Here is a 19,187-nt window from a genome sequence, read left to right as displayed (position 1 = left end):
ATCCGCACCCCCACCCGCATCCGCTCGGCGAGGAGATGGCGTGACATGAGCGCAGAACCCATGGCGACGAACAGTTCGGCGACCGGAGCCGGCGCGTCGAGGCGTCCCTACCGCGAGGTGACCGACGCGCGCGGCCGCGTCTACCGGCTCGGCGAGACCGACCGGGACATCCTCGGCCACTCGCGCAACATCATGGTGTACCTGCCGTGGGTCGCCATGATGGCGATCAGCGTCTTCGAGTACGCGTACGGCTCGGCGGAGGACACCCTGTCCAGCGCGCACGGCTGGACGCAGAGCAACACCTTCTGGATCCTCAGCGTCTGGGTGTTCTTCCAGGCGGGCGTGGCCTTCCCGGCCGGCTGGCTGCGGGAACGGGGCGTCCTGACCGCGCGCCGGGCGATGTTCACCGGCTCGGGCATGTGCCTGGTGGGCTTCCTCGCCCTGTCGCACCTGCACAACGTGCTGCTGGCGATCCTCGGTTTCGGTGTCGTCGGCGGTCTCGGGGCCGGGCTGGTCTACGCGACGTGCATCAACATGGTCGGCAAGTGGTTCCCCGAACGGCGCGGTGCCCGCACCGGGTTCGTCAACGGCGGCTTCGCGTACGGCTCGCTGCCCTTCATCTTCATCTTCAACTACGCCTTCGACACCGGCAACTACCACCAGGTGCTGGACCTGATCGGCGCCTACATCCTGATCGTGGTGTTCGCCTGCGCGTTCTTCTTCAAGGACCCGCCGAAGAACTGGTGGCCCGCGCACATCGACCCGCTCACCGTGGCGGACCACGCCGAGCACGCCGTGTCGCTGGCCAAGAACCCTCCCGCCGTGCGGCAGTTCACGCCGAAGGAGGCCCTGCGGACCGGGATGCTGCCGCTGATGTGGATCTCCATCGTGATGACGGCGGGCGTGTCGATCTTCGGGATCTCCTTCCAGGTCGACTACGCCAAGGACCTCGGCTTCGGACCGCTGGTCGCGGCCTCGTCGATGGGTGTCATGGCGGTCGTCAACGGCTTCGGACGGCCCACCGTGGGCTGGCTGTCGGACCGGCTGGGCCGCAAGAAGACGCTGGTGTGCGTGATCCTGATCCTGGGGCTCGCGCAGTTCGGGGTGATCTGGGCGGGCGACATGAAGAGCGAGTGGCTGTTCCTGTTCTTCGCGTTCCTGTCCGGCTTCGGCGGCGGCGCGTTCTACCCGCTGTTCGCGGCACTCACCCCGGACTACTTCGGGGAGAACTACAACGCCACCAACTACGGGCTGGTCTACAGCGGCAAGCTGATCAGCGGTCTGTTCGGCGGCGGCCTCGGCTCCATGGTGGTGGCGGCGTGGGGCTACAACGGGGCGTACGCGCTGGCCGGCGGCGTGTCGATGATCGCGGCGGCGATCGCCCTGCTGCTGCGCCAGCCGGGCCGCGGCAAGGGTGTCACGGGCGCCACGGGGCAGGCCGCGGCGGCGGGCTGACGGCACGTCACACCAGCGGCCGGGCCTTCGTCCGGCCCTGCCGCCCCGCTCCCCCTTGCGGCCGTCCGCGACGGCCGCGAGGGGGAGCGCGTGCGCCGGGGACTCAGGACTCGCCGCGGGCGTGATAGGAGCGCCGGGTGTGTTCGGTGTGCTCGCGCATCAGGCGGCCGGCGAGCGGCTCGTCGCGGTCGGCGATGGCGGCGATCAGCCCCCGGTGCTCGATCCAGGACTGCCGGCCGCGCTGCCGGGCCACCGGGGTGTAGTACCAGCGCACCCGGCGGTCGACCTGGGCGGCGAGTTCACCGAGGACGGTGTTGCCGGCCAGCTCCATGATCTTCGCGTGGAACAGGGCGTTGAGGGCGACCGCGTTCTCCACGTCGTCGGCCTCCACGGCCTTCTCGCCCTGGGTGCACAGGTCCTTGAGCACCTCGATGCCGGGGCTGCCGGCGTGGGCGGCGGCGAGCCGGGCGGCCTCGGCCTCCAGGAGCGTACGGACCGTGAGGAGCTGGTCGGCCTCCGCCTCGGTCGGCTCGTGCACGAACGCGCCCTGCGCGGGCCGCAGATCGACCCAGCCCTCGGTGTTGAGCCGCTGCAACGCCTCACGGACCGGCTGGCGCGAGACCCCGAGGTGTCCGGCGAGTTCGCTCTCCACGAGGTGCTGGCCGGGCTGGAGGGCGCGGGTGGTGATGAGCTCGAGCAGTGCCTCGTAGACGCGGTCGCGCAGCGGGCCGGGGCGTTCGAGCCTGGGCACCGCACCCTGCGGCAGTCCTGTCGACAACATCGTCCCCTCCTGGGCGATCCGGGCGGGCGGCCGTGAGACCAGTATCGATTGTTTTTCGTCTACAGTCTACGGCGCCTCGGGTGCAGGTGCAGCGGACACAGGTGCAGCGGGCACGGGCAGGCACGGGCAGCGGCCCCCGGCGGCAGGCCGCAGAAGGCCCGGCGCGTCACACCCGCCGGACGCCCCCGCCCGGAGGGCTCAGGAGCCTCAGGGACAGCGCACCACCTGTCCGGCGTACGACAGGTTCCCGCCGAAGCCGAACAGCAGGGCCCTGTCGCCGGAGGAGATCTCGCCCTGTTCGACGAGCTTGGACAGGGCGAGCGGGATGCTGGCGGCGGAGGTGTTGCCGGACTCGACCACGTCGCGGGCCACGATCGCGTTGACCGCGCCGATCTTCCCCGCCAGGGGTTCGATGATCCGCAGGTTGGCCTGGTGCAGCACCACGGCGGCCAGCTCCTCGGGGGTCGTACCGGCGAGTTCGCAGGCGCGGCGGGCGAGCGGCGGCAGCCGGGTGGTGGCCCAGCGGTAGACGCTCTGTCCCTCCTGCGCGAACCTCGGCGGCATGCCCTCGATGCGCACGGCGTGCCCCATCTCCGGGACGGAGCCCCACAGCACGGGTCCGATGCCGGGGCTCTCACCGGGGGCGGCGGCCTCGACGACGGCGGCGCCCGCTCCGTCGCCGACCAGGACGCAGGTGGTGCGGTCGGTCCAGTCGGTGACCTCGGACATCTTGTCGGCGCCGATGACCAGCGCCCGGGTGGCGGCACCGGCGCGCACGGCGTGGTCGGCGGTGGCGAGGGCGTGGGTGAAGCCGGCGCAGACCACGTTGATGTCCATCGCGGCGGGCTGCGGCACCCCGAGCCGGGCCGCGACGCGGGCGGCGGTGTTCGGGGAGCGGTCGACGGCGGTGGAGGTGGCGACGAGCACCAGGTCGATGTCACGGGGGGCCAGGCCCGCCGCGGCGAGCGCCTTGGCCGCGGCGTGCGCGGCGAGCTCGTCGACGGGCTCGTCGGGGCCCGCGATGTGGCGGGTGCGGATGCCGACCCGGCTTCTGATCCACTCGTCGCTGGTGTCGACCATGCCCCGCAGGTCCTCGTTGGTGAGCACCTTGGGGGGCTGATAGTGGCCGACAGCCGTGATGCGCGAGCCGTTCATCCGGGGGGTCTCCCTCATGCCGTGGTCAGCAAGACCGCCCCAGTCTGATCAGTGACTCACGGGTACGACGGCAGGTGAGGGCACAGGAAACGGGCGCCCGTGTTGTCGGCTTCCCTCATGCCGTCGGACGCCCGAACACTTGCTGTCACGTCCTGGACCTCACCCGGTGAACAACTTGACCGCCTTCTGCACGAGTTCGTACACCCCGTAGGCCAGCGGCGCGCCGACCCACAGCCAGGCGAAGACGACGAGGGGCCGGCGGTCAGGCGGACTCGGGCTGCTGTCGTGCGACATCGGCGGCCTCCCTGGGCGGTGCGGGGACGTGGTGACGGGGGTGCACGGGGCGGACGAACTCGTTGGCCACGAAGCCGACGAGCAGCAGCCCGATCATGATGAGGAGCGACAGGCCGTACAGGGCGGGGCCGTGCCTGCCCGCCGCCGCCTGGTGGTCGGCGATCCGGTTGACGATGAGCGGTCCGAGCACACCGGCCGTGGACCAGGCGGTGAGCAGCCGTCCGTGGATGGCGCCGACCTGGTAGGTGCCGAACAGGTCCTTCAGATAGGCGGGCACGGTGGCGAAACCGCCGCCGTAGAAGGAGAGGATCACCAGCGCGCAGAGCACGAACAGCGGCTTGGAGGAGTCGCCGAACACCGCGATCAGCAGGTACATCAGGGCGCCGGCGCCGAGGTAGAGGCGGTAGATGTTCTTGCGGCCGATCAGGTCGGAGGCGGACGACCAGCCGATGCGTCCGGCCATGTTGGCGGCCGACAGCAGGGCGACGAACCCGGCGGCGGCCGAGGCGGAGACGGGTGCGGAGGAACTCGCGAAGTAGTCGGTGATCATGGGGGCGGCCTTCTCCAGGATGCCGATGCCCGCGGTCACGTTCATGCACAGCACCAGCCACAGACACCAGAACTGCGGGGTGCGCACCGCGTCGCGGGCGGAGACCTGGACGCCGGTGACCGCGCGGGGGCCCGCGCCGCCGGCGGCGGGCGCCCCGGTGGGCGGCACCCGCACCAGCAGCACGCCGAGCGACATGAACACCGCGTAGGAGAGACCGAGTACGAGGAAGGCGAGCGCGATGCCGGAGTGGCCGGAGCCGAAGGAGGCGAGCATCTGGGCCGACCAGGGAGAGGCGATCAGCGCGCCGCCGCCGAAGCCCATGATGGCGATGCCGGTCGCCATGCCGGGCCGGTCGGGGAACCACTTGATCAGGGTGGACACCGGTGAGATGTAACCGATGCCGAGGCCGATCCCGCCGATGAAGCCGTAGCCGAGGACGATCAGCCAGTACTGCCGGGTCTCGGCGCCGAGGGCGGAGACCAGCAGTCCGGAGGAGAAGCAGACCAGGGCAACGCCCATCGACCGGCGCGGGCCGTGCCGTTCGACGAGCGTGCCGCCGAACGCCGCGGACAGGCCGAGCATCACGATGGCCAGCTGGAACGGCAGCGCGCTCTGGGTGCCGCTGAGGCCGAGCGCGGACTCGAGGGACGGCTTGAACACGCTCCAGGCGTACGCCTGGCCGATGGAGAGGTGGACGGACAGGGCGGCGGGGGGAACCAGCCAGCGGCTCCAGCCGGGCGGGGCGACAGGGGGGCTCATGGCTCCCGCACGGTAGGCAGCGGGCGGGGAGTTGGAAAGCACCGGCTCGTCCGTGTGCGGTGAGCGGTATGCAGTCTGCGGTGAACGGTCTTGCGCGGACGGCGATCTGATGGGCGGTCAAGGGCCGAACGTCCTTTGCGCGGACCCTTGTCGACCCCATCGCCATACTGTAGACAATATTCAGTCGACACTGTTCGGCGAAGTTCCTCGGTACCCTCGACCGAACGGAGCTCCTTCGTGAAAGTGGCAGTCCTCGGCGCCGGTGCGATCGGCGCCTACGTCGGCGCCGCGCTCCATCGCGCGGGTGCCGATGTGCATCTCGTCGCCCGTGGACCGCATCTGGCGGCCATGAGGCAGCACGGCGTCCGGGTGCGCAGCCCGCGCGGCGACTTCACCGCCCGCGCGCACGCCACCGACGACCCGGCCGAGATCGGCCCGGTCGACTACGTCTTCCTCGGTCTCAAGGCCCACTCGTACGCGGCGTGCGGGCCGCTGATCGGGCCCCTGCTGGCCGAGGACACGGCGATCGTGGCGGCCCAGAACGGCATCCCCTGGTGGTACTTCCACCGGCACGGCGGCCCCCACGACGGCCACCGTCTCCAGAGCGTGGACCCCGGTGGCGCGGTCAGTGCGGTGCTCGCGCCCGAACGGGCCGTCGGCTGTGTGGTGTACGCCGCCACCGAACTCGAAGGCCCCGGCGTCGTACGGCACCTGGAGGGCACCCGGTTCTCCGTCGGCGAGCCCGACCGCAGTCTGTCGCCGCGCTGTCTGGCCTTCGGCGAGGCCATGCGCGCGGGCGGCCTCAAGTGCCCGGTGGAGCCCGACCTGCGGGGCGACATCTGGGTCAAGCTGCTCGGCAACATCTCCTTCAACCCGATCAGTGCCCTGGCCCGCGCCACCATGCGGCAGATGTGCCTGCACGGCGGCACCCGCAAGGTCATCGAGACCATGATGCACGAGACCCTCTCCGTCGCCGGCGCCCTCGGCTGCGAGGTCGGCGTCTCCGTCGAGCGGCGGCTCGCGGGCGCGGAGCGCGTCGGCGACCACCGCACCTCCACGCTCCAGGACCTGGAGCGCGGCAAGCCGCTGGAGCTCGACGTACTGCTCGCCGCAGTGATCGAACTCGCGGAGATCACCGGCGTGGAGGTGCCCACCCTGCGCACCGTGCACGCCATCTCGGACCTGCTCGCGCTGAGGAGCGCCGCATGACCAAGCGTCAGGAACGCGACCGTGAGCCGAAGACGTACACCCGGCTCACCCACCCCCTGGTGCGCGACGCGCGCGACCAGCCGCTGCGGCGGGCGACCTGGGAGGAGGCCCTGGACCGCACCGCCCGCGGACTCGACGCGGCACGCGGCGCGTTCGGGCTGTTCTCCTGCTCCCGCGCCACCAACGAGACCAACTACGTGGCGCAGAAGTTCGCCCGCGTCGTGATGGGCACCCACAACGTCGACTCCTGCAACCGCACCTGTCACGCGCCCAGCGTCGCCGGTCTCTCGGCGGCGTTCGGCTCGGGCGGCGGGACCTCGTCGTACGAGGAGGCCGAGCACACCGACCTGATCGTGATGTGGGGCTCCAACGCCCGCTTCGCGCACCCGATCTTCTTCCAGCACGTGCTGAAGGGGATCAGGAACGGCGCCCGGATGTACGCCGTCGACCCGCGCCGCACCTCCACCGCCGAGTGGGCGGAGAGCTGGCTCGGGCTGAACGTGGGCACGGACATCGCGATGGCGCACGCGATCGGCCGGGAGATCATCCATGCCGGCCTGGTCAACGAGGCGTTCGTGGAGCGGGCGACGAGCGGCTTCGAGGAGTACCGGGCGCTGGTCGAGCCGTGGACCCTCTCCCTCGCCGAGAAGGTCACCGGCGTACCGGCGCGGGCGATCAGGGAACTGGCGCACGCCTACGGCCGTGCCGAGCGGGCCCAGCTGTGCTGGACCCTCGGCATCACCGAGCACCACAACGGCACCGACAACGTCCGCGCGCTGATCAACCTCGCCCTGCTGACCGGCCATGTCGGCCGCTACGGCTCGGGGCTGCAGCCGCTGCGCGGGCAGAACAACGTGCAGGGCGGCGGCGACATGGGCGCCATCCCCAACCGGCTGCCCGGCTTCCAGGACATCCTCGACCCCGCGACCCGGCGGAAGTTCGAGTCCGTCTGGCACACCGCGATCGAACCCCACTACGGACTGAACCTCACGGAGATGTTCGAGGCGATGGAGGACGGCACGCTCCGGGCCGTCTACTGCATCGGCGAGAACCCGGCGCAGTCCGAGGCGGACAGCGAACAGGCCGTACGGCGGCTGGCGGCCCTCGACTTCCTCGTCGTGCAGGACATCTTCCTCACCCGCACGGCGGAACTGGCGGACGTCGTGCTGCCCGCCACCGCCGGCTGGGCGGAGACCGACGGCACCGCCACCAACAGCGAACGGCGCGTCCAGCGGGTGCGGCGGGCCGTGACCCCGCCCGGTGAGGCGCGCGAGGACATCGACATCCTCTGCGACCTCGCCGGCCGGCTCGGCCACGACTGGAAGTACGCCGACGCCGAGGCCGTCTGGAACGAACTGCGCTCCGTGTCCCCCGACCACTACGGCATGACGTACGCCCGCCTCAACGAGCACCAGGGCATCCAGTGGCCCTGCACCAGCACCGAACGGCTCGAACCGGCCTATCTGCACGGCCGACTGTGGGAGCGGGATCCGGAACTGCGCGGCATGGCGGCGCCGTTCGGGATCGTGCGGCACGATCCGCCGGTCGACCTCACCGACGAGGAGTACCCCATCCGGCTGACCACCGGCAGGCGGCTCGACTCCTACAACACCGGCGTCCAGAGCGGCGGCTTCGCCTCCCCGCTGCGGCGCGGCGAGTACCTCGAGCTGAGCCCGGAGGACGCCGAGCACTACGGCGTCGTCGTCGGCGAGGAGGTCCGGATCAGTTCACGGCGCGGCGTGGTGCGGGCGCCGGTGTGGATCGACACCGCGCTGCGGCCGGGCCTGGCCTTCATGACGTTCCACTTCCCGGACGAGGTGGACACCAACCAGCTGACGATCGAGGCCAACTGCCCCATCGCCGGCACGGCGGAGTTCAAGGCCTCCGCGATCCGCATCGAGAAGCTGCCCGTCGTGACCTGGGTGGGGTGACGCAGATGGACCTGCGCTTCGGCGACAGCAAACCGACCGACGACGAACGGGCCGCCGTGGACGCCCTGCTGGGCCCCCCGGAGTCCGCCTGGGAGGGCGCCGACCGCTCCGGCACGGACCTCAGGTGGGCCAGGGGCGGACGGGAGGCCCGCGACCGGCGCGACCTGCTGCTGCCGGGGCTGCACGCCGTCAACGACCGGGTCGGCTGGATCAGCGAGGGAGCCCTCGACTATCTGTGCCGCCGGCTGACGGTACCGCCGGCGGAGGCGTACGGCGTCGCCTCCTTCTACGCCATGTTCTCCGTCCGCCCGCGGCCCGCGACCGTACTGCACGTGTGCACCGACCTGGCCTGCACGGCGGCCGGCGCCGACGCGGTGTGCGACGCCGCCGAGACCCGGCTCGGTCCCGGCAGCGGGGTCACCGTCGAACGCAGCCCCTGCCTCGGCCTGTGCGAACGGGCCCCCGCCGCCCTCGCGATCAAGGCGGGCGACCCGGTGCGCACGGCGGTCTCGGCACCGGCGACCGCCGAGACCGCCGTCCTCGCCGCGACCGCGCCCGGCTCGGCACCCGAGGAGCCGCCGCCCGCCCACGCCGTCCCGCAGGCCGGGCGGCCCGGACACGAGGACCTGATCCTGCTGCGCCGCATCGGCGTCGCCGACCCCGCGAGCCTGGACGACTACCGCGCCCACGGCGGCTACGCGGCCCTGCGCCGCGCCTTCGGCCTCGGCGCGGGCGGAGTCATCCGCGAGATCACCGACTCCGGTCTGACGGGACGCGGCGGCGCCGCCTTCCCCACGGGGCGCAAATGGCAGGCCACCGCGACCCAGCCGGGCCGTACGCACTACGTGGTGTGCAACGCGGACGAGTCCGAGCCGGGCACCTTCAAGGACCGGGTGATCATGGAGGGGGACCCGTACGCGCTGGTCGAGGCCATGACGATCGCCGGGTTCGCCACCGGGTCGCACCGCGGCTACCTGTATCTGCGCGGCGAGTACCCGCGCGCGCTCGCCCGTATGGAGCACGCCGTCGGACAGGCCAGGGCGCGCGGACTCCTCGGCGACGACATCCTCGGCCAGGGCTACGCCTTCGACATCGAGATCCGGCGCGGCGCCAACGCGTACGTCTGCGGCGAGGAGACCGCGCTGTTCAACTCCATCGAGGGTTACCGGGGCGAGCCCCGCTCCAAGCCGCCCTTCCCCGTGGAGCACGGCCTGTTCGGGCGGCCGACGGTCGCGAACAACGTGGAGACGCTGGTCAACGTGCTGCCGGTGCTCACGATGGGCGCGGCGGCGTACGCGGCGATCGGCACGGCGGGCTCCACCGGGCCGAAGCTGTTCTGCGTGTCGGGCAGCGTGGAGCGGCCGGGGGTGTACGAGGTGCCGTTCGGCGCGACGCTGGGCGAGGTGCTGGCCCTGGCCGGGGTGCGGGACGGGTTGCGGGCGGTGCTGCTGGGCGGCGCGGCCGGGGGCTTCGTCCGGGCGGACGAGCTGGACATCCCGCTCACCTTCGAGGGCACCAGGGAGGCGGGGACCACCCTCGGCTCGGGGGTGGTCATGGCCTTCGACGACAGTGTGCCGCTCCCACGACTCCTGCTCCGGATAGCGGAGTTCTTCCGCGACGAGTCGTGCGGGCAGTGTGTGCCGTGCCGGGTCGGGACGGTGCGCCAGGAGGAGGCGCTGCGCCGGATCGGCGAACGGACCGGTGCGGGCGCGGCCGACGACATCGCCCTCCTGCGCGAGGTGGGCCGCGCCATGCGGGACGCCTCGATCTGCGGTCTGGGGCAGGCCGCGTGGAACGCCGTGGAATCCGCCATCGACCGTCTGGGGGCGTACACATGACCGTTTCGACCGCCGCCGTATCCGTCAACGACCTTCCGGAGAGGTGCACATGACCGCGATACCGCTCGGGATCCCGCGCCGGCTGGTGGAGTTCACCCTCGACGGGCAGGAGGTGCGGGTGCCGGAGGGGTCGACGGTCCTCGACGCCTGCCGGGCGGCCGGGACGGATGTGCCGACCCTGTGCGAGGGCGACACCCTGCGCCCGAAGAACGCGTGCCGGGTCTGCGTCGTCGAGGTCGAGGGCGCCCGCACCCTGGTGCCGGCCTGCTCGCGCAAGGCGGAGCCCGGGATGGCGGTGCACACGGACACCGAGCGCGCCCGGCACAGCCGCAAGGTCGTCCTGGAGCTCCTCGCCTCCTCCGTGGACCTGTCGACGACACCGGGGGCGGCCGGGTGGATCGAGGAGTACGGGGCGCGGCCCGGCCGCTTCGGCCCGGACGCGGCCCGCCTGGACGCCGAGCCCAAGGTCGACAACGACCTGTACGTGCGCGACTACGGCAAGTGCATCCTCTGCTACAAGTGTGTGGACGCGTGCGGGGACCAGTGGCAGAACAGCTTCGCGATCTCCGTCACCGGCCGCGGCTTCGACGCCCGGATCGCCGCCGAGCACGACGCCCCGCTGCCGGACTCGGCGTGCGTGTACTGCGGCAACTGCATCGAGGTGTGCCCGACCGGCGCGCTGTCGTTCAGGTCGGAGTTCGACATGCGTGCGGCGGGTACGTGGGACGAGTCGGCGCAGACCGAGACGACGACCGTGTGCGCGTACTGCGGAGTGGGCTGCAACGTGACGCTGCACGTGCAGGACAATGAGATCGTGAAGGTCACCTCCCCGCACGACAACCCGGTGACCCACGGGAACCTGTGTATCAAGGGCCGATTCGGCTACCAGCACGTACAGAACCGGGGCTGATCAGGACATGGGACGAGTCACGGAACGACGCAAGGTGCTCCGCATCCGGGGCGGTGCCGTGTCCACACGGCCCGACACGCTCGTCGCCGAGGAGCCCCTGGAGATCCGGCTGAACGGCAAGGCGCTCGCGATCACCATGCGCACCCCCGGCGACGACTTCGCGCTGGCCGCCGGGTTCCTGGTCAGCGAGGGGGTGCTGGGCGCGGCGGGCGATCTGCAGAACATCGTGTACTGCGCGGGCGCCACCGTGGACGGGGGCAACACGTACAACGTGGTCGACGTGCGGACCGCGCCCGGTGTGGTGATACCGGACATCACCCTGGAGCGGAACGTGTACACCACCTCGTCGTGCGGGCTGTGCGGCAAGGCGAGCCTGGACGCCGTCCGGACGACCGCCCGCTGGCCGATCGCCGACACTCCCCCGGTCCGGATCGACGCCGAACTGCTCGCCCGCCTCCCCGACCGGCTGCGGGCGGCCCAGCGCGTCTTCGACCGGACCGGGGGGCTGCACGCCGCCGCGCTGTTCACCGAGGACGGGGAACTGCTCGACGTCCGGGAGGACGTCGGCCGGCACAACGCGGTGGACAAGCTGGTCGGACGGGCCCTGCAGAACGGGGACCTGCCGCTGTCGCGGACCGTCCTGCTGGTGTCGGGACGGGCCTCGTTCGAACTGGCGCAGAAGGCGGTCATGGCGGGCATACCGGTGCTGGCCGCGGTCTCGGCGCCCTCGTCGCTCGCCGTCGACCTCGCCGCCGAGACGGGGCTGACGCTGGTGGGCTTCCTGCGGGGCACCTCCATGAACGTGTACGCGGGCGAGGAGCGCATCGCCCTGCGGACCGCGGCCGTCCAGGGCTGACGGCTCCCCACCCCGCGGCACGGGCGGCGGGGCCCCACCGGCGGGGAGCGCCCCCTGCGCCGTACCGGGGTCCCGCCGTGCCGCCTTCGGCGGGATCGGCCGACCACCGGGCGCACCCGGGAGGGTTTTCCGCCCCTGGGGCAGCGCCCCCGGGGCGGGACGGGAAGGGGCGGCGGGGGCGAAACCCGGCCGATCCGGGCCGCACTCCGGTGGGCGCACGTGCCTTGTGGGGCGGCGGGGAACCCCACTACCGTCGTGTCCTTGCGTCCTGAAGCGTGAAGGGCAGGCCCCGCACATGCCGTTACGCGTCCGCGCACGACTGAGAACCGTCCTGGCCGCCGTCCTCACGGCGGCCGCGCCATTGGTGCTCCCGCACCCGGCACATGCCCAACAGGTCTCTCCCGCAACCGAGTTCGAGCAGCAGGTCCTCTTCAAGGCGTCCCAGGACCCCGGCTACGCCTGCTTCCGCATCCCGGCGATCGTGCAGACGGACGACGGGACGCTGCTCGCCTTCGCCGAAGGGCGGGTCCTCAACTGCGGGGACGCCGCCGACATCGACATCGTGCTCAAGCGGTCCACCGACGGCGGCCGTACCTGGGGCCCGCTGAGCGTCGTCACCGAGGGCGCCGGGGACACGCACGGCAACCCCGCGCCGGTCGTCGACCGGGAGACCGGGCGGATCCTGCTCGCCGAGACGTACAACACCGGCCGCACGGACGGCGCCGGCTGCACGGTCCCCTGCGACCGCACCCCGCATCTGCAGTACAGCGACGACGACGGGCTGACCTGGTCCGCGCCGCGCGATCTGAGCGACGAGATCCTGCCCGCCGACTGGAACTCCTGGTACGCCACCGGCCCGGTGCACGGCATCCAGCTCACCCGGGGCAGGCACGCCGGACGTCTGGTGTTCGGTGTCAACACCGAGACCTGGGACGGCACCCGGATCACCGCGAACCACGCCGCGCTGATCGTCAGCGACGACCACGGGGCGCACTGGCGGGCCGGGGCCACCGACACCTGGCCGATCGCCGCCGACGGCACCTTCCGGCAGAAGCCGTCCGAACTCACCCTCACCGAGCGCTCCGACGGTGCCGTCCTGGTCAGCGGCCGCGAGCAGGACGGCACCGACCTCGGCCACCGCACCCAGGCGGTCAGCCGGGACGGCGGCGACAGCTTCACCGCCCCGTTCCGCGACCTGCCCGACCTGTACGCCCCGCAGGTGCAGTGCGCCACCCTCCGCACCGGCGGCCGGATCCTGCTGTCCTGCCCCGCCGACCCCGACCGGCGTCGCACCATGATGATCCGCTCCTCCTACGACGGCGGCCGCACCTGGGACAGCGTGGACCGCGGCACCGTCGTCACCACGGACTGGTCCGGCTACTCGGACCTGACCCGGATCGACGGCGGCACGGTGGGTCTGCTCTACGAGGGCGGCGCGGCCGACGCCCGCGACGAGATCCGCTTCGCCCGCTTCGGCGAGGACTGGCTCACCCCGCGCCGCGGACCCGACCCGGTGACCGCCGACCGGGCCCCGCACGCGCGTCCGGCGGCCGTGCTCGGGGGCGCCGCGGAGACCGGCGGCGTGCACGGCGGGGCGCTGGAGTTCGACGGGACCGACGACGCCGTACGGCTGCCGTACAGCGACCGGCTGCCGCTCGGGACGAAGGACTTCACGGCGTCGCTGTGGTTCCGGTACTCGGCGGCGGGCGGGGAGCAGCCGCTGCTGTGGATGGGCGGGATCGGCACCTCCCAGCCGCAGGTCTGGCTGCGCGCGGAGCCCGCGAACCACCGCGTCCAGGGCCTGATCACCGTGCGGAACGGGGCGGCGGCGCCGCGGACCGCGTACGTGCGCGGCGGCGAGGCGTACAACGACGGCACGTGGCACCGGCTGGCGCTGCGGCGCGGCGGGGGCGAGCTGAGCCTGTTCGTCGACGGCGCCGAGGTCGCCACCGCCGCCGATGTGCCCGGTTCCGTCAGCCGGAACTCGCCGTTCGGCGTGCACATCGGGCAGCGGACGGACAGCCGGGCCTTCTTCACGGGCGCGATCGACGACGTGCACGTCTGGGACCGCGCTCTGAGCGACGCCGAACTGTCCGCCGACGGCACGGAACCGTCGGCGGCGGGCACCGTGCTGTGGCTGCCGCTGGACCGGGTGCGCGGCGGCGGCTGAGCCCACGGCACGGCGGGCCCCGGTACGGGGCGGCCGGGCCCCGGCTCAGCGGGAGACGGTCGGCGTGCCGGCCGGGGTTCCCGGCGCCGTGCCCCGCGCGGGCGGCGCCGGGAGCCGTACGTCCTCCTGGGCCTCCGGGTCACGGGCGCGGCGCTTGGCGATGACCGCGCACACCATGAGCTGCATCTGGTGGAAGAGCATCAGCGGCAGCACCGCGAGGGAGGCCTGCGCGCCGAACAGCACACCGGCCATCGGCAGTCCGGAGGCGAGGGACTTCTTGGAGCCGGCGAACTGGATGGCGATGCGGTCCTCCCGTCCGAACCCCATCGCCTTCGCGCCGTACCAGGTGAGCGCCAGCATCACACCGAGCAGCACGGCCTCGACGGCGAGCAGGCCGCCGAGCCGGGCCGGGCTGACCTGGTGCCAGATGCCCTGGACCATTCCCTCGCTGAACGCGGTGTAGACGACGAGGAGGATCGAGCCCCGGTCGACGTAGCCGAGGACCTTCTTGTGCCGCGTCACGAAGCCGCCGATCCAGCGGCGCAGCACCTGCCCGGCGACGAACGGCACCAGCAGTTGCAGCACGATCTTGACCAGCGAGTCGGCGGAGAAACCGCCGCCGCTGCTGCCCAGCAGCACGGCCGCGAGCAGCGGGGTGACGACGATGCCGACCAGCGAGGAGAAGGAGCCCGCGCAGATCGCGGCGGGCACGTTGCCGCGGGCGATGGAGGTGAACGCGATCGACGACTGGACGGTCGAGGGGACCAGGGTGAGGAAGAGGAGACCGGTGTAGAGGTCGTGGGTGACGAACACCGGGACCAGGCCGCGGGCGGCGATGCCGAGCAGCGGGAAGACGACGAAGGTGGCGCCGAGCACCGTGACGTGCAGCCGCCAGTGCTTCAGGCCCTCCAGCGCCTCACGGGTGGAGAGGCGGGCGCCGTAGAGGAAGAAGAGCAGGGCGATCGCGGCGGTCGAGGCACCGGAGGCGACGTCCGCGCCGGTGCCGCGCGCCGGGATCAGCGCGGCGAGGCCGACGGTCCCGAGCAGCAGCAGGATGTACGGGTCGATCGGCAGCCACTTCGGCAGACGCAGGTGTTTCACGGTGCTCCACTTGCTTCCTCTGTCGGGGCAGGGGTGCCCCCTCTCATGGTGCTCCTCGGCGCCGTGATCGGGAATCCGGTACACCGTGGTGACTGTCATCGCTGTTCATGATGAACGACGCGCTGTCCGGCTATCGTGGACGGCGTGTACGACCCCTCCCACCTGCGGACCTTCCTCGCGGTGTCGCAGACGCTCAGTTTCACGCAGGCCGCGCGGCGGCTCGGGCTGCGGCAGTCGACGGTGAGCCAGCACGTACGGCGGCTCGAGGAGGCCACCGGGCGCCGGCTGTTCACGCGGGACACGCACGCGGTGGAGCTGACGGAGGACGGCGAGGCGATGCTCGGCTTCGCCCGGCGGATCCTGGCCGTGCACGAGCAGGCGTCGGCGTTCTTCACCGGGACGCGGCTGCGCGGCCGGCTCCGGTTCGGCGCGTCGGAGGACTTCGTGCTGACCCGGCTGCCGGAGATCCTGGAGGGCTTCCGGTACGACCATCCGGAGGTCGACCTGGAGCTGACGGTCGAGCTGTCCGGCACCCTGCACGAGCAGCTGGCCGCCGGGAAGCTGGACCTGGTGCTGGCCAAGCGGCGCCCGCAGGATCCGCGCGGGCGCCTGGTGTGGCACGACCGGCTGGTGTGGATCGGCGCGGAACGGCTGCGGCTGGACCCGGAGCGGCCGGTTCCGCTGATCGTCTTCCCGCCGCCGGGGATCACCCGGGCGCTGGCCATGGAGGCGCTGGAGCGGCAGGGCCGGCCGTGGCGGATCGTGTGCACCAGCACCAGCCTCAACGGTCTGGTCGCGGCGGCGCGGGCCGGGCTGGGGGTGATGGCGCACTCCCGGCGGCTGGTCCCGCCGGGCCTGGCACCGGTTCCGGAGCGGGCCGGGCTGCCGGAGCTGGACCCGGTGGACTTCGTCCTGGTGCACGGGCGCCGCCGGGCCTCGGCGCAGGAGGCGGCGGACGCCCTGGCCGCGGTGATCCTGGCAGGCGGCGACCGGTTGCAGCGACGGCAGCCGGGGTGAAGGGGCGCGGCGCGGCGCGGGTGAGGGGCGTAATCGGGCCGTACAGATTCGGTGGAGATTGCCGTCGCCGAAACCTACCGACCCGTAGGTGATCTGTCCGGGCCTTCCCCATGTGGGCGCATTTTCCGGGTGTCCGAGCGGCCGAATGTGAGTGATGCTCGGTTTCGCACCCCCTCCCGCACCGCCTGCCGGTGGGGTAGCTTTCACCGCGCTGTCCGGAACGTGACCAGGAGAACCCCCGGGGGCCGGGGAGCGGGGAGCGGGTTTGAGCGAGTTCACCAACCCTCCGTTGGTGTCGGCACCGCCGGTGGGCGGACTGGCCGACTGCGTGTTCCGGCATGCCGAGGAGGACCCGCGGCACATCGCGCTGGGCCGCAAGGACGAGTCGGGACGGTGGCGGGACGTGACCGCCGCCGCGTTCCGCGACGAGGTGCTGGCGCTGGCGAAGGGGCTGCTGGCGCGGGGCGTGCGGTTCGGGGACCGGGTCGCGATCATGTCGAGGACCCGCTACGAGTGGACGCTCTTCGACTTCGCGCTGTGGACGATCGGCGCCCAGGTCGTGCCGGTCTATCCGACCTCGTCGGCCGAGCAGTGCTACTGGATGCTGCACGACGCCCAGGTCACCGCGGCGATGGTCGAGCACGAGGACCACGCCATGACCATCGCCACGGTCATCGACCGCCTCCCGGGCCTGCACCAGCTGTGGCAGCTGGACACCGGCGCCCTCCAGGAGCTGTACGACGCGGGCGCGCACCTGGAGGACGAGGTGGTGCACCGGCACCGGGAGGCCGTCACCCCCGACTCGACCGCCACGATCATCTACACCTCCGGCACCACCGGCCGCCCCAAGGGCTGCATCCTCACCCACGGCAACTTCATGTACGAGGCGGACACCGTCCTGGAGCGCTGGGAGCCGGTGTTCCACTCCCGGCGGGGCGACGAGGCGGCCACGCTGCTGTTCCTGCCGCTCGCGCACGTCTTCGGCCGCATGGTGGAGGTGGCGGCGATCCGCGGCCGGGTGCGCTTCGGCCACCAGCCGCAGCTGAACGCGGCGGCCCTGCTGCCCGACCTGGCCGCCTTCCGGCCGACGTTCATCCTGGCCGTGCCGTACATCTTCGAGAAGGTCTTCACCTCGGCCCGCCGCAGGGCCGAGGCGGAGGGCAGGGCGGGGCCGTTCGCGAAGGCCGTCGACGTGGCGGTGGACTACGCGGCGGCCGTGGAGGCCAGGGCCTGGGGTATTGGTCCCGGCCCTTCGGCGGGGCTGCGCGTGCAGCACCAGTTCTTCGACAGGCTCGTCTACGCCAAGCTGCGCGCCGCGATGGGCGGCCGGATCCGCAACGCCATGTCGGGCGGTTCGGCCATGGACCGCCGGCTCGGGCTGTTCTTCGCCGGCGCGGGCGTGCAGATCTACGAGGGTTACGGCCTGACCGAGTCCACGGCGGCGGCGACCGCCAACCCTCCCGATCGCACCCGCTACGGCACGGTGGGACCGCCCGTCCCCGGCATCACCGTGCACATCGCGGACGACGGCGAGATCTGGCTGCGCGGCCCCAACGTCTTCCAGGGCTATCTCCACAACCAGAAGGCGACCGACGCGACGCTGCACGACGGCTGGCTCGCCACCGGCGACATCGGCTCCCTCGACGAGGACGGCTACCTCACCATCACCGGCCGCAAGAAGGAGATCCTGGTGACCTCCGGCGGCAAGAGCGTCTCGCCCGGGGTGCTGGAGGAGCGGGTCCGGGACCATCCGCTGGTCGGCCAGTGCGTCGTCGTGGGCAACGACCGCCCCTATGTCGCGGCTCTGGTCACCCTGGACCAGGAGGCCGTCGAGCACTGGCTGATGATGCGCGGCAAACGCCCGATGCCGGCGGCCCGGCTGGTCCACGACCCCGACCTGGAGGCGGAGGTGCGCCGTGCGGTGGTGGCCGCCAACACGCTGGTCTCCCAGGCCGAGTCGATCCGGACCTTCCGTATCCTCGCCCAGCCGTTCACCGAGGAGCACGGGCTGCTCACCCCGTCGCTGAAGCTGAAGCGCCGGGCGATCGAGAAGGCGTACGCGAACGAGGTGGAGGCGCTGTACCAGGCGTGAGCGGGTGTGCGCCGGGTACAACGCTTCCTGGCCGACTCCGACCGGTTCCGTGGTCAGGAATGCATCACGCCCTGTGATCGTTGACCATGGGAGTACCGGAGCACCACCCGACGACCGACCGAAGGATCAAGAACCCGTGAGCAGCAAGGTCCCCCCGATCATCCTGAACAACGGCGTCGAGATGCCCCAGCTGGGCTTCGGTGTCTGGCAGGTGCCGGACGACGAGGCGCAGCGGGCGGTCGCCACCGCGCTGGAGTCCGGGTACCGCAGCATCGACACGGCGGCCGTCTACGGCAACGAGGAGGGCACCGGGCGCGCCGTCGCCGCGTCCGGAGTGCCCCGCGAGGACATCTTCGTCACCACCAAGCTGTGGAACAGCGGCCACGGGTACGACAAGGCACTGCGCGCCTTCGACGCCTCGCTGGCGAAACTGGGCCTGGACTACGTCGACCTGTACCTGATCCACTGGCCCACCCCCGCCCGTGACCTGTACGTCGACACGTACAAGGCGCTCGAGAAGCTGTACGCCGACGGCCGGGTGCGGGCGATCGGCGTCTCCAACTTCGAGACGGAGCACCTGCGGCGGCTGATCGACGAGACGCCCGTCGTACCCGCCGTCGACCAGATCGAGCTGCACCCGCATCTCCAGCAGCACGCGGCCCGCGAGTACCACGCGGAGCACGGCATCGCCACGGAGGCGTGGTCGCCGCTCGGTTCCGGCAAGGGGCTGCTGGAGGTCCCGGCGATCGTGGCGATCGCGCAGAAGCACGGCCGTTCCCCGGCCCAGATCGTGCTGCGCTGGCACCTCCAGCTGGGCAACGTCGTGATCCCGAAGTCCGTGACGCCGTCGCGGATCAAGGAGAACATCGAGGTGTTCGACTTCACGCTCGACATCGAGGACCTGGCGGCGATCAGCGCCCTCAACGAGGACCGCCGCACCGGCCCCGACCCGGCCACGTTCAACGCGGGCTGACCTGAACGGCACCTCGCCCGTGCGGAGCGCACCGGTGCGCTCCGCACGGGCGCCGTCCCGAACGGGCCCGGACCACCGCTGGCCGGGGCGGAACAC

At 72.1% G+C, this 19,187-nt stretch carries 15 protein-coding genes; 10 read left to right on the top strand and 5 right to left on the bottom strand.

The window, feature by feature from the left end; all coding sequences use genetic code 11:
- Positions 1-45: 45 nt before the first annotated feature.
- Positions 46-1,455: an OFA family MFS transporter gene (locus tag ABZ862_RS02385; RefSeq protein WP_360950844.1), complete on the top strand. Its 1,410-nt coding sequence runs from the start codon at positions 46-48 to the stop codon at positions 1,453-1,455.
- Positions 1,456-1,558: 103 nt separating this feature from the next.
- Here ABZ862_RS02385 and ABZ862_RS02380 read toward each other — a convergent pair whose 3' ends face one another.
- From ABZ862_RS02380 to ABZ862_RS02365, 4 genes are all read right to left on the bottom strand, one after another.
- On the bottom strand, positions 1,559-2,236 hold the full coding sequence (locus tag ABZ862_RS02380) for a GntR family transcriptional regulator (RefSeq protein WP_360950841.1): 678 nt from the start codon (positions 2,234-2,236) through the stop codon (positions 1,559-1,561).
- A gap of 207 nt (positions 2,237-2,443) precedes the next feature.
- The gene (locus ABZ862_RS02375) at positions 2,444-3,391 is read right to left on the bottom strand and encodes a beta-ketoacyl-ACP synthase III (protein WP_360950838.1); all 948 of its coding nucleotides are present in this window, start codon (positions 3,389-3,391) and stop codon (positions 2,444-2,446) included.
- Positions 3,392-3,550: 159 nt separating this feature from the next.
- Positions 3,551-3,685 (bottom strand): hypothetical protein, encoded by a 135-nt coding sequence (locus tag ABZ862_RS02370; RefSeq protein WP_360950835.1) that lies wholly within the window; start codon positions 3,683-3,685, stop codon positions 3,551-3,553.
- Positions 3,654-4,994, bottom strand: a complete 1,341-nt coding sequence (locus ABZ862_RS02365; RefSeq protein WP_360950832.1) for an OFA family MFS transporter — start codon at positions 4,992-4,994, stop codon at positions 3,654-3,656. Before ABZ862_RS02365 ends, ABZ862_RS02370 begins: the two co-directional genes overlap by 32 nt.
- A gap of 237 nt (positions 4,995-5,231) precedes the next feature.
- Here ABZ862_RS02365 and ABZ862_RS02360 point away from each other — a divergent pair, with 237 nt between their 5' ends.
- From ABZ862_RS02360 to ABZ862_RS02335, 6 genes are all read left to right on the top strand, one after another.
- Positions 5,232-6,203 (top strand): 2-dehydropantoate 2-reductase, encoded by a 972-nt coding sequence (locus tag ABZ862_RS02360; protein ID WP_360950829.1) that lies wholly within the window; start codon positions 5,232-5,234, stop codon positions 6,201-6,203.
- Positions 6,200-8,134 carry a molybdopterin-dependent oxidoreductase gene (locus ABZ862_RS02355; RefSeq protein ID WP_360950826.1) on the top strand — a complete coding sequence of 645 codons (1,935 nt, stop codon included), beginning with the start codon at positions 6,200-6,202 and terminating at the stop codon, positions 8,132-8,134. The genes ABZ862_RS02360 and ABZ862_RS02355 overlap by 4 nt, the downstream gene beginning before the upstream one ends.
- Positions 8,135-8,139: 5 nt before the next feature.
- Positions 8,140-9,972 carry an NAD(P)H-dependent oxidoreductase subunit E gene (locus ABZ862_RS02350; protein ID WP_360951416.1) on the top strand — a complete coding sequence of 611 codons (1,833 nt, stop codon included), beginning with the start codon at positions 8,140-8,142 and terminating at the stop codon, positions 9,970-9,972.
- A 49-nt stretch (positions 9,973-10,021) separates the two neighbouring features.
- Entirely contained in the window at positions 10,022-10,882 is an 861-nt protein-coding gene (locus ABZ862_RS02345) for a 2Fe-2S iron-sulfur cluster-binding protein (protein ID WP_360950823.1), read from the top strand.
- Positions 10,883-10,889: 7 nt separating this feature from the next.
- Positions 10,890-11,738 carry a formate dehydrogenase accessory sulfurtransferase FdhD gene (gene fdhD / locus ABZ862_RS02340; RefSeq protein WP_360950820.1) on the top strand — a complete coding sequence of 283 codons (849 nt, stop codon included), beginning with the start codon at positions 10,890-10,892 and terminating at the stop codon, positions 11,736-11,738.
- Positions 11,739-12,033: 295 nt separating this feature from the next.
- Entirely contained in the window at positions 12,034-13,908 is a 1,875-nt protein-coding gene (locus ABZ862_RS02335; protein WP_360950817.1) for an exo-alpha-sialidase, read from the top strand.
- 45 nt (positions 13,909-13,953) lie between these two features.
- On the opposite strand, the gene ABZ862_RS02330 is transcribed toward ABZ862_RS02335, so the two are convergent.
- Positions 13,954-15,009 carry a bile acid:sodium symporter family protein gene (locus ABZ862_RS02330; RefSeq protein WP_360950815.1) on the bottom strand — a complete coding sequence of 352 codons (1,056 nt, stop codon included), beginning with the start codon at positions 15,007-15,009 and terminating at the stop codon, positions 13,954-13,956.
- A 144-nt stretch (positions 15,010-15,153) separates the two neighbouring features.
- Between ABZ862_RS02330 and ABZ862_RS02325 the strand changes: the two genes are divergently transcribed.
- The 3 genes from ABZ862_RS02325 (at position 15,154) to ABZ862_RS02315 (ending at position 19,091) form a co-directional block, all read left to right on the top strand.
- Positions 15,154-16,026: a LysR substrate-binding domain-containing protein gene (locus ABZ862_RS02325; RefSeq protein ID WP_360950812.1), complete on the top strand. Its 873-nt coding sequence runs from the start codon at positions 15,154-15,156 to the stop codon at positions 16,024-16,026.
- Positions 16,027-16,291: 265 nt separating this feature from the next.
- Positions 16,292-18,118 (top strand): AMP-dependent synthetase/ligase, encoded by a 1,827-nt coding sequence (locus ABZ862_RS02320; RefSeq protein ID WP_360950809.1) that lies wholly within the window; start codon positions 16,292-16,294, stop codon positions 18,116-18,118.
- Positions 18,119-18,254: 136 nt separating this feature from the next.
- Complete coding sequence (locus ABZ862_RS02315) at positions 18,255-19,091, top strand: aldo/keto reductase (protein WP_360950807.1); 837 nt, start codon at positions 18,255-18,257, stop codon at positions 19,089-19,091.
- Positions 19,092-19,187: the final 96 nt, after the last annotated feature.

It is taken from the genome of Streptomyces sp. NPDC047000 (genome assembly GCF_040644295.1).
In the GTDB taxonomy this organism is placed as follows: Bacteria; Actinomycetota; Actinomycetes; order Streptomycetales; family Streptomycetaceae; genus Streptomyces.
This window is presented reverse-complemented; position numbering and strand designations above follow the sequence as displayed.